This window comes from Nakamurella sp. (assembly GCF_048594475.1).
In the GTDB taxonomy this organism is placed as follows: domain Bacteria; phylum Actinomycetota; class Actinomycetes; order Mycobacteriales; family Nakamurellaceae; genus Nakamurella.
On the sequence record NZ_JBMDXT010000307.1, the window covers coordinates 1 to 11,058 of the forward strand.

Consider the following 11,058-nt stretch of genomic DNA (forward strand, 5'->3'; position numbering starts at 1 on the left):
CGGGCCCCGGTGGGGGGGCCGGGGGGGGGCCCGGGGGCGTGGGGGCCGCGGGGGGGGGGGGGGGGCCCGGCTGGGGCCCCCGTTGGGCCCCCTGGGGCCCCCCACCGCCGGCGCTCAGCCGAGCGTCGCGGCCAGCCGGCCGGCCAGCCGGTTGACGAACGCCGCCGGATCCGGCAGCTCGCCCCCCTCGGCCAGCAGGGCCATGCCGTAGAGCACCTGGGCGGTCTCGGCCAGACCGGGATCGTCCGGCCGCCGGCGGTGGGCGTCGCGCAGGCCGGCCACCAGCGGATGCTGCGGGTTGAGCTCCAGGGTCCGCTTCACCACCGGGGGCTCCTGGCCCATCGCGCGATACATCTTCTCCAGGGTCGGCGTCAGGTCGCCCGGATCGCCGACCAGCACCGCCGCGGACGTGGTCAGCCGGTGCGACAGGCGCACCGCCTTGACGTCGTCGATCAGGGTCGCGGTCAGCCAGCCCAGCAGGTCGCCGAAGTCCTTGGTGGTGTCCTCATCGACATCCTCGCCGCCCAGGTCGACCTCGCCCTTGGCGATGGACGCCAGGGACCTGCCGTCGAAGTCGGCCACCGCGTCGACCCAGATCTCGTCGACCGGGTCGGTCAGCAGCAGCACCTCGTACCCCTTGGCCCGGAACGCCTCCATGTGCGGCGATGACTCCAGGGCGGTCCGCGACTCACCGGTGATGTAGTAGATGTCGCTCTGCCCCTCGGGCATCCGGGCGACGTACTCGGCCAGCGTGGTGGGGCGGTCCGCGTCGTTGGTGGACGAGAAGGTCAGGATCTCCAGGATCGCCTGCTGGTTGTCGCGGTCGGACAGCAGGCCCTCCTTGACCGCCCGGCCGAACTCGGTGTTGAACGTCGCGAACTTCTCCGGTTCGTCGTCCCGCAGCGTCTTGACGGTCGACAGCACCTTCTTGACCAGCCGGTTGCGGATCAGCCGGATCTGCCGGTCCTGCTGCAGGATCTCCCGGGAGATGTTGAGCGACAGGTCGTTCGCGTCCACCACGCCCTTGATGAAGCGCAGGTACTCGGGCACCAGCGCCTCGCAGTCGTCCATGATGAAGACGCGCTTGACGTACAGCTGGACCCCGCGCTTGGCGTCGCGCCAGTACAGGTCCATCGGCGCGTGCCCGGGGATGAACAGCAGCGCCTGGTACTCGAACGTGCCCTCGGCGGAGAGCCGGATCGTCTGCAGCGGCTCCTGCCAGTCGTGGCTGACGTGCCGGTAGAACTCGGTGTACTCCTCGGGCGAGACCTCGCTCTGCGGCCGGGCCCAGAGCGCCTTGCGCGAGTTGACCGTCTCGGGCTCGGGCGCGGCATCGACGGCGTCGACGGTGTCGACGGCGTCCGGGCCCTCGGCCGTGTCCTCGCCTCCCGGCGGGGACGGCGGGGTGATCGGCACCATCCGGATCGGCCAGGTGATGAAGTCCGAGTACCGCTTGATGATCGAGCGGACCGTCATCGGGTTGGCGTAGTCGTGCAGCTCGTCCTCGGTGTCCTCGGGCTTGAGGTGCAGGGTGACCGAGGTGCCCTGCGGGGCGTCGGGCTCGTCGGAGACGGTGTAGCTGCCCTCACCGGTGGACTCCCACCGCACGCCGTGGTGCGTGCCGGCCTTGCGGGTCACCAGGGTGACCCGGTCGGCGACCATGAAGCTGGAGTAGAAGCCGACCCCGAACTGGCCGATCAGCTCGGCCGACGCCTGCTCGGACTGGCCCGACTCGCGGGCCTCACGCAGCTTGGCCAGCACCTCGCCGGTGCCGGACTTGGCGATCGTGCCGATCAGGTCGACGACCTCGTCCCGGCTCATCCCGATGCCGTTGTCGGCGACGGTCAGCGTCCGGGCGGCCGGGTCCGTCGTCACCGTGATGTGCAGGTCGTCGGTGTCGACGTCCAGGTCCTTGTCCTTGAACGCGTCCAGGCGCAGCTTGTCCAGCGCGTCCGAGGAGTTGGAGATCAACTCCCGCAGGAACACGTCCTTGGACGAGTAGATCGCGTGGATCATCAACTGCAGAAGCTGGCGGGCCTCCGCCTGGAATTCGATCGTCTCGGTCGACATCGCAGATCGTCTCCTCCGGTGATGTGCGACGACCACCCTATGTGTCGCCGGGCCGATCCTCCGCAGGGGTCCGGCGCGGATCGACTCGCGCGGAATGGGACCGGTGGGCCGGGAGTCGACGATGTCGGCCGCGCCGGCGTCGATGATCCGCGCGGGACACCGGGGCGCGAGCGGTCTACTGCTCGCGCATCGCCCAGGGCGAGCCGTACTCGTTCACCAGGTCCAGGAACGGGCGCGGCGGGAGCGCCTCCGGCCCGAGGACGCCGGCTCCGGACCACGTTCCGGCCGCGATCAGCTCGAGCGCGACGACCGGGTTGAGCGCGGTCTGCCACACCACCGCCTGGGCGCCGTACTCGCGCATCGACCACTCGTTGTCCACGACGTGATAGAGGTACACCTCGCGCGGCGCCCCGTCCGGGCCGGTTCCCTTCACCCAGAGCCCGGCGCAGGTCTTGCCCGACATCCTGTCCCCCAGCCGGGCCGGGTTGGGCAGCACCGCGGCCACCACGTCCCGAGGGGAGACCTCGACGTCACCGACCCGGACCGGCTCGGTGCGGTCCAGGCCCAGCTTGTGCAGCACCCGGAGCACACCGATGAACTCCTCGCCGAGCCCGTACTTGAAGGTGACCCGGCCCGCCCGGATCCAGCGCGGCATGAGCAGCACCTCCTCGTGCTCGACGTTGACGCACTCGACCGGACCGATGCCGTCGGGGAAGTCGAACACCTCGGGCTCGCTGAACGGCGGCGTGGTGAACCAGCCCCGGTCCGCCTCGTAGACGACCGGCGGGTTCAGACACTCCTCGATGGTCGTCCAGATCGAGAAGCTGGGGGCGAAGTCGTAGCCGGCGACGGTCAGGTTCGACCCGTCGCGCACGCCCAGCTCGTCGATCGTGGTGAAGAGCTCGTCGGCGGCGTACCGGGCGAACACGTCGGCCATGCCCGGCTCGATCCCGATCCCGATCAGCGCGAGACGCCCGGCGGCCGCCCACTCGTCGGCCAGCGCGAACTGCTCGTCGCCGAGTTTGACCCCGGTGCGCGCGTACGGCTCGGTGGGGTGCGGCCGGGACAGCGACATCGCCATGTCGAGGTAGTCGATGCCTTCGGCCAGCGCGGCCGTGAACAGCGGCATGACGAAGCGCGGATCGGTGGCGTTGACCAGCACATCACAGCGGTGCTCGGCGATCAGGGCCCGGACCTGCGCGCGGTCGCCGGCGTCCACCCGGGCCGAGGTGAAGCGCGCATCCCCGGTCGAGGCGGCCACCGCGGCCGCCCGCGGTTCGTCGTAGTCGGCGACGACCATCGCCGCGAAGAACGGCCGCCGGGCCGCGATCAGCGCGATGGCCCCGCCGACACCCCCCGCGCCGACCAGCAACACCCGCATGGAGGCACCTTCTTCACGAGAAATTTCACGGACAGAAACGACCGGGCCAGCAAATGGGTCGCGCGGATGCCATTATCAGGCTTTGACTCCACCGGCGCCCGGAACGGGCCAGGACCCAGGAGGACGTCCCGTGGGCAGCAACGAGCCGGCCGCGTCACCCCCGAGCCCGGCGGGAGAACCCGAGGCCACGCTGAAACCCGGCGCCATCGGCTTCGTCAGCTCGATGTCCATCGGTCTGGCGGCCACCTCCCCCGCCTACTCGCTCGCCGCGATCATCGGCCCGGTGGTGGCACTGGTCGGGGTGTACGCGCCCGGCATCATGCTCGCCTCGTTCGTGCCGATGCTGCTGATCGCGTCCGCCTTCTACTACCTCAACCGGGTCGACTCGGACTGCGGCACCACCTTCTCCTGGGTCACCCGGGCGATGGGTCCCTGGTTCGGCTGGCTCGGCGGTTGGGCGATCGGCATGACCGGCGTGCTGATCGTCGGCTCGCTGGCCAACGTCGGCGTCACCTACCTGCTGCTGACGTTCGGGCTGGACGATCTGGTCGACAACCCGTGGGTGCTGCAGGGCCTCACCGTGCTGCTGATCTTCCTGATGACCGCGATCTGCGTGATCGGCACCGAGCTGTCGGCCCGGCTGCAGGACGTGCTCATCCTCGCCCAGGTCGGTGCGCTGCTGATCTTCGCGGTGGTCGCGCTGACCGCCGCGCTCAACGGCACCAGCGAGTACGCCTCGCTCGTCCCGGAGGTGTCCTGGCTCAACCCGTTCGGCGCCGGCGGAGCCGCGCTGACCGGCGGCCTGCTGCTGGGCGTCTTCGCCTACTGGGGCTGGGAGTCGGCCGTCAACCTCAACGAGGAGACCGAGGGCGCCTCCTCGACGCCGGGCCGGGCCGCGATCGTGTCCACCGTGGTGCTGCTGGTCACCTACGTGTCGGTGGCCATCGCCGTGGTCGCCTATGCGGGGGTCGACTTCCTGGCCGAGAACGCGAGCGAGGAGGAGGGCATCTTCGGCACCCTCGCCGACAGCGCGATGGGCAGCTGGTCCTGGGTGGTGCTGCTGGCCGTGGCCACGTCCGCGATCGCGTCCACCCAGACGACGATCATCCCGGCGTCCCGGACCGGGCTGTCCATGGCCCGCCGGCACGCCATGCCCCGGTCGCTGGCCCACATCCACCCGCGGGTCCGCACGCCCGACGTGTCGACCTGGACGGTCGCCGTCATCGCCACCGTCTGGTACCTGGTGGTCAACCTGTTGTCCGAGAACGCCCTGCTGGACTCGCTGACGGCGCTGTCGCTGCTGATCGCGTTCTACTACGCGCTCACCGGCCTGGCCTGCGCCATCTACTACCGCCGCGAGCTGACCCGCAGCGTGAAGAACTTCCTGCTGATCGGCGTCGGGCCGGTGATCGGCTCGATCCTGCTGCTGTGGCTGCTGGTCGAGTCGATCATCGACATGTCCGACCCGGAGAACTCGTCCACCGGGGTGGCCTGGCTGGGCGTCGGGCCGCCGCTGGTCATCGGCGTCTTCATCTTCCTGGCCGGGGTGGTCTTCATGGTCTTCTGGCGGTTCCACGACGGCCGCTACTGGCAGGAACGGCCCGGGGTGGCCGATCCGGTCCTCGCGGCCGGCGGGCGGCCCGCCGGCGACGGCGGCGCCGACGGCAGCAGCGGCCATCACGGCGGGGACGGGGCGGTCCGATGACGATCGTGCTGGGATACGACGAGTCGCCGGGCGCCCAGCGGGCCCTGGAGCAGGCGGTGGACATCGCCGCCCGGATGAACGAGACCCTGGTCGTGGTCTACGCCGACGCCCCGCCCAGCCGGATGGGCGAGGAGTTCACCGCCCACGCCGAGGCGCTGGCCGAGCAGGGCCACAAGGCGCTCGCCGACGCCACCACCCGGGCCCGGGCGGCCGGCGTGGCGGTGGAGGTCGAGCTGGTCGACGAGCGGCCGGCCCAGGCGCTGCTGGACGTCGCCGACGCCCGGGACGCCCGGCTCATCGTCGTCGGGACCTACGGGGAAAGCCCGCTGCGCAGTGCGATCCTCGGTTCCACCCCGCACAAGCTGCTGCACTGGTCCACCCGTCCGGTGCTCTGCGTGCCACCACCGGCCGCGGAGGAGTAGCCGCCGCACCCGCGGGCGTCGACCGTCAAACGACCGTCAGACAGCCGGCCGACGGCCGGCGACGATACCGGTCGGTCGGGCCGGCCCGTTAGGCTCAATCAATCGACGCCGGTTCTCTTCGCGGCGACCGATCGATTCCGGCAGAAGGTGGACCTGGTGAGCAACGGGCGGCGCGAGTGACGCAACCGCCGCTGCCGACCGGCCCCGCTCCCCGGGTCACCCTGCGGGAGGTGGCCGAACGGGCCCGCGTGTCCCGGACGACGGCGTCGTTCGTGCTCAGCGGCCGGCGGGACATGCGCATCTCCGCGGACGCCGAGACCCGGGTGCGGCAGGCCGCCCGCGAGCTCAACTACCGGCCCAGCCTGCTCGCGCGCAGCCTGCGCACCAACTCCTCGCAGACCATCGGGTTGCTGTCCGACCAGATCGCCAGCGAGATGTTCGCCGGCGAGGCCGTGCGGGGCGCGCTGACCAGCGCCCTGCAGCACGAGCACCTGCTGTTCGTCGGCGAGACCGGCGGCGATCCCGAGGTCGAGCGCAGCATCATCCAGGGCATGCTGGACCGCGGTGTCGGCGGCTTCGTGCACGCCTCGATGTACACCCAGGTGGTGCGCATCCCGGCGGTGCTGCGGCGCCACCCGGTGGTCCTGATGAACTCCTACACCCGGGGCAAGCGGCTGCCCGCCGTCGTCCCCGACGAGACCGAGGCCGGCCGGTCGGTCGCCCGGGAACTGCTGGCCAAGGGGCATCGGGACGGGATCGTCCTCGTCGGCGAGCACACCGCGCAGGCGATGGCCGGCGAGGACCGGCTGGCCGGGATCCGCGAGGTGCTCGCCGCCGAGGGCACCGATCTGGCCGCCGTCGTGGACACCCTGTGGTGGCCCGACCACGCCTACCGGGCCATGTCGACGTACCTGTCGAGCGTCCGCCCGACCGGCCCGACCCCGACCGCCTTCATCTGCCTGAACGACCGGGTCGCGTTCGGGGTCTACCAGGCCCTGGCGGAGGTGGGCTGGCAGGTGCCGCAGGACGTCTCGGTCATCTCGTTCGACGATTCCGACCTCGCCGCCTGGCTGCGGCCGGCACTGACCAGCGTGGCCATCCCCTACTTCGAGATGGGCCGGCGGTCGGTCGAGTTGCTGCTGGCGCCGGAGCCGCCCGCCGTGCATCTGGTGCCGATGCCGGTGCACCTGCGCGAGTCGGTGGGCCCGCCGCGCTGAGCGGCGCCGGTCGATGTGGTCGTCAGGTGCTCCCGCGGTCCCGCCGCCCGACGCCGGTTGGCCGAGCGCGCGAGGCCACCATCGAGCACGGGACGGGTGTCCTGGAAGCAAGTCGGCGACGGAGGAGCCGGATTCTTCAGGGGACCCTGGTTGGCCGAGCGTGCGAGGCCACCATCGAGCACGGGGAGGGTGCCCCGGAAGCAATTCGGCGACGGAGGAGCCGGATTCTTCAGGGGACGCCTAACTAACCGGCCGTCCGGGCCACCGCGGCGCGGCCGTCCCGGTCGTCGGACCTCCCGGTCGGCCGCCGCAGGCCGGTCCGGGCCGCGGTCGTGGCCCGGCCGCTCCGCAACGCCCGGCGCCAGGCCTTGGCGTCGTAGACCGACGGCGTCGTGGTCGCGATGAAGTCGTGCAGGATCTGCGCGAACGTGTCCGGGGTGTCCTGGTGCGGGAAGTGACCGGCCTCGCGGATGACCTCGATCCGGGCCCCGGGGATCGCCTCCCGGGCCCGTTGGGCGTGGGCGACCGGCAGCACGGTGTCCCGGGAGCCCCAGACCACGCAGGTCGGCATCCCCTGAGCCAGGTAGGCCCGGTCGAGCATGCCCACCACCTGGCCCCGCCAGTCCAGCACGCCCCGCAGCACGTGCAGGAACGCGTCGCGCTCGGCGGGGTCGGACTTGCCCCGCAGCACGCCGAGGGCGCCGGGCACGTCGGCGGTGCCGGGCACGCCCAGCGCGTGGGCCCGGCCGCCGACCAGACGCAGGGCGGTGCGCACCGGCGGGGCCGCGGCGACGGCGAGGGCGGTGCCACCCCCGGGGAGGGTGAGCGCCCGCAGGAACGGGCTGACCTCGCGGCCGAGTCCGCCCGGGGCGACCATCACCAGACGTTCGGCGAACTGCGGGAACTGGTACGCGAACTGCATCGCCACGCCGCCGCCGAAGCTGTGTCCGACCACCGTGACCCGGTCGATGCCCAGGATCGCCAGCAGGTCGCGCATTCCGTTGGCGAAGCCGCCCAGGCTGTAGTCCGCCCGCGGCTTGCCGGAACGGCCGTGTCCCAGCAGGTCCGGCGCGATGACCGTGTAACGGGCGGTCAGCTGGTCGATGACCGGGTCCCATGTGTGGTGGTCGCACCCCACGCCGTGCAACAGCAGCAGCGCCGGGCCACGGCCGGCCAGCACGAACGCACGCTCGTGCCCGTGCACGGTCCGCAGTTGGACCTGGGTCGACCTGCGATGCGGCACGGCCGGCCTCCCGTCGGCACGAGATGGGGCCGGGACGGGACCCGGACCCGGGGACGGCGTCCCGACGCCCGCGCCGTTGTCAGGTCCGTCAGAAACCGTTCTCCGCAGAGACTAACCCCGGTCGCCCACCGGAGGCCAGACGGTCACCCGGGCGTGCGGACGGCCGGTCGGGCGGGTCAGGCCAGCCGCCAGACGCCGATCCCGGGGCCGGCGCCGGGCACCACCACCGCCCGCTCGGAGACGGTCAGGTCCACCCCGCCGTGGCAGGTCTGCACCGGTCCGGCGGCGAGCCGGCCGGGCAGCGTCGCGCCCGACCAGGGTGCCCGCGCGGCGACGACCAGCAGGCGCTCGTCGGCGGTCTCCCGCAGGAAGCCGATCGCGTCCTCGGTCTCGACGACCCAGCGCAGGCCACCGGTGCGCAGGGCCGGATGCGCCCGGCGCAGCGCGATCAACTCGCGGAACGCGGTCAGGGTCTCCCGGTCCCAGGACTCCGGCCGGTGCCAGGGCATCGGCGTCCGGGCGTGTTCGCCGTCGACGCCCTCCAGCCCCAGCTCCTCCCCCGCGAAGATCATCGGCGCCCCCGGGTAGGTCATCTGCAGCCCGATGCCGACCCGGACCAGCGCCGGATCGCCGGTGACCGTGCGGAAGCGCGGAGTGTCGTGCGAGGCCAGCAGGTTCCAGTGGCGCAGCGCGACCTTCCAGGGCGTGCTGGCCAGGAAGTCGCGCATCGTGGCCACCGTGCCCGGGCCGCCGCGGCGCGGGATGCGTTGCGGCATCCCGAGAAAGCCGAGACCGTTGTCGGTGGCGGTCAGGAAGCTCCAGACCGGCCGGGTGAAGCCGGCATAGTTCATCGCGCCCTGCCCGCCGTCGCCGATCTGGTCGGCCGAGTAGTCGTGGCAGTGCTCGGCCAGCAGGGCCGAGCCCGGCCGGACCGCGTCGAGGGTGGCCCGCAGTTCGCGGGCGACGTCGTGGCCGTGGTCGAACGGTCCGTACCGCCCGGTCATGTTGGCCACGTCGATCCGCCAGCCGTCCAGGTCGTACGGGGGGCGCAGCCACCGTGCGACCACCGAGTCCCCGGGGCCGAACAACCGGTCCCGCAGCTGCGCCGACTCCAGGTTGAACTTGGGCAGGCTCGGATGGTTCATCCAGGAGACGTACTCGTCCCGGCCGGGCGGCCGGGACGCGCCGGGTTCGCCGTCGAAGTAGTAGAAGCCGCGCTCGGGGCCGCCGGCGCGGGCCGCGGTGAACCAGGCGTGGTCGTCCCCGGAGTGGTTCGTGGTGAAGTCGCCGATGACGTGCAGGCCGCGGGCGTGCGCCGCCGCGGTCAGCCGGGCCAGCGCCTCGTCCCCGCCGAGCAGCGGGTCGACCCCGTCGAAGCTGGTGGCGTTGTAGCGGTGGTTCGACCGGGCCGGGTAGATCGGGGTCAGGTAGACCGCGGTGGCGCCGAGATCGGTGAGGTGGTCCAGGTGCTCGACGATGCCGTCCAGATCGCCGCCGTAGTACTGCAGCGGGGTGTCCGGCCCGACGTGCACGACCGGGTCGTCCCACCCCGCCGGCACCGCCCAGTCCGGGCGGTCCCGGTCCCGGGACTTGGCGAAGCGGTCCGGGAAGATCTGGTAGACCACCGAGTCCGGGCCCCAGTCGGGGCCGGGATCGTAGGTGGTCAGCCGGAAGTCGTGCCGGTCGGCGACCTCACGGGCGTGCTCGCCGGACCCGTTGAGCCAGGTGTACCCGGCCGGGCCGCGATCGAGCAGCACCCGGTAGTGGGTGACCGGGTTGTGCACCGTGACGTCGGCGGTGTACCAGTCCTCGCCCGCGTCCGGCCCGCCGCCGTCCGCCCGGCCGGCCGGCGCGCCGCGCGTGGCCGGCAGGTAGCGGGGTTCGGCATCCTCCACCACCCGCAACCAGACCGAGTCCACCCCGGCCGACCGGGGCACCCGCACCGAGATGGGCACCCGGTCGCCGGCGGTGGGGGTCTGCTCGCCGACGTACAGGGACGATCCGTCGTGGTGCGGGCCGGGCTCGCCGCCGGCCGTCGCACCCAGCTGAGGCGACAACGTTGCTCCGTGGTGGTGTGACCGACGCCGCCGGCTCAGGTCCAGATGGCCAGCGAGGTCTCGGGATCGAAGTAGTGGATGCGCTCGACATCCACGGCGACCTCGATGTCGTCACCCATCCGGACCCGGGAGCGCGGGGCGAACGAGGCCACCCAGGTCACGCCGAGCTCGGGGCCGACGTGGATCTCGCCGCCGCCGGCCTCCTTCTCGATGAGCTTGGTGTCGGCCGTCTCCACCCGCTCACCGGCGAAGGTGAAGTGCACGACGTTCTCCGAGCCGAGCGCCTCGGTCAACGTCACCTTGCCCTGGATCCGCCGCGACGCGTCGGCGTCCCGGGCCAGGTTGGCGTCCTCCATGTCCTCGCTGCGGACGCCGACGACCACCGGCTTGCCCACGTACGACTTGAGCGCCGGGCGCGAGGAGACCACCGACTCGGGGATGTGCAGCGACGTGGAGCCGACCGTGACCTCGAGACCGTCGGCGCCCTGGCTGATCCGGCCGGTCACCAGGTTCATCGGCGGCGATCCGACGAACTGCGCGACGAAGATGTTGACCGGGGTGTCGTAGCACTCGCTCGGGGTGCCGAGCTGCTGCAGGACGCCGGCCTTCATCACCGCCATCCGGTCGCCCATCGTCATGGCCTCGGTCTGGTCGTGCGTGACGTACATCGTGGTGGTGTTGAGAGAGCGCACCACGGCGGAGATCTCGGCTCGCATCTGGACCCGGAGCTTGGCGTCCAGGTTGGACAGCGGCTCGTCCATCAGGAAGACCTGCGGCTCGCGGACGATGGACCGGCCCATCGCCACCCGCTGCCGCTGGCCGCCCGAGAGCTGCTTGGGCTTGCGGTCCAGCAGCGGGGTGAGCTCCAGCATGTCGGCGGCCTTGGCGATGCGCTGGTCGATGAGGTCCTTGGGCATCCGGCGCAGCTTGAGCCCGTAGGCGATGTTGTCCCGGACGCTCATG

At 72.1% G+C, this 11,058-nt stretch carries 8 protein-coding genes; 3 read left to right on the forward strand and 5 right to left on the reverse strand.

Features of this window, described 5'->3' with window-relative positions; genetic code table 11:
• Positions 1–114: 114 nt before the first annotated feature.
• Positions 115–2,070, reverse strand: a complete 1,956-nt coding sequence (gene htpG, locus ACOJUF_RS14050; RefSeq protein WP_420122453.1) for a molecular chaperone HtpG — start codon at positions 2,068–2,070, stop codon at positions 115–117.
• Positions 2,071–2,245: 175 nt separating this feature from the next.
• Positions 2,246–3,451, reverse strand: a complete 1,206-nt coding sequence (locus ACOJUF_RS14055; RefSeq protein ID WP_420122454.1) for a saccharopine dehydrogenase family protein — start codon at positions 3,449–3,451, stop codon at positions 2,246–2,248.
• Between the two features lie 223 nt (positions 3,452–3,674).
• Between ACOJUF_RS14055 and ACOJUF_RS14060 the strand changes: the two genes are divergently transcribed.
• From ACOJUF_RS14060 to ACOJUF_RS14070, 3 genes are all read left to right on the forward strand, one after another.
• Positions 3,675–5,156 (forward strand): APC family permease, encoded by a 1,482-nt coding sequence (locus ACOJUF_RS14060; RefSeq protein ID WP_420122460.1) that lies wholly within the window; start codon positions 3,675–3,677, stop codon positions 5,154–5,156.
• Positions 5,153–5,578 carry a universal stress protein gene (locus ACOJUF_RS14065; RefSeq protein WP_420122455.1) on the forward strand — a complete coding sequence of 142 codons (426 nt, stop codon included), beginning with the start codon at positions 5,153–5,155 and terminating at the stop codon, positions 5,576–5,578. The genes ACOJUF_RS14060 and ACOJUF_RS14065 overlap by 4 nt, the downstream gene beginning before the upstream one ends.
• A 176-nt stretch (positions 5,579–5,754) precedes the next feature.
• A complete protein-coding gene (locus ACOJUF_RS14070; protein ID WP_420122456.1) occupies positions 5,755–6,795 on the forward strand; it encodes a LacI family DNA-binding transcriptional regulator in 1,041 nt (346 codons plus the stop codon).
• A 244-nt stretch (positions 6,796–7,039) separates the two neighbouring features.
• On the opposite strand, the gene ACOJUF_RS14075 is transcribed toward ACOJUF_RS14070, so the two are convergent.
• The 3 genes from ACOJUF_RS14075 to ACOJUF_RS14085 form a co-directional block, all read right to left on the reverse strand.
• Positions 7,040–8,038 carry an alpha/beta fold hydrolase gene (locus tag ACOJUF_RS14075; protein ID WP_420122457.1) on the reverse strand — a complete coding sequence of 333 codons (999 nt, stop codon included), beginning with the start codon at positions 8,036–8,038 and terminating at the stop codon, positions 7,040–7,042.
• 176 nt (positions 8,039–8,214) lie between these two features.
• A complete protein-coding gene (locus tag ACOJUF_RS14080; RefSeq protein ID WP_420122458.1) occupies positions 8,215–10,095 on the reverse strand; it encodes a glycoside hydrolase family 13 protein in 1,881 nt (626 codons plus the stop codon).
• Positions 10,096–10,130: 35 nt separating this feature from the next.
• Positions 10,131–11,058, reverse strand: a 928-nt coding sequence (locus ACOJUF_RS14085) for an ABC transporter ATP-binding protein (protein WP_420122459.1), incomplete at its 5' end; no start/stop codon positions are given.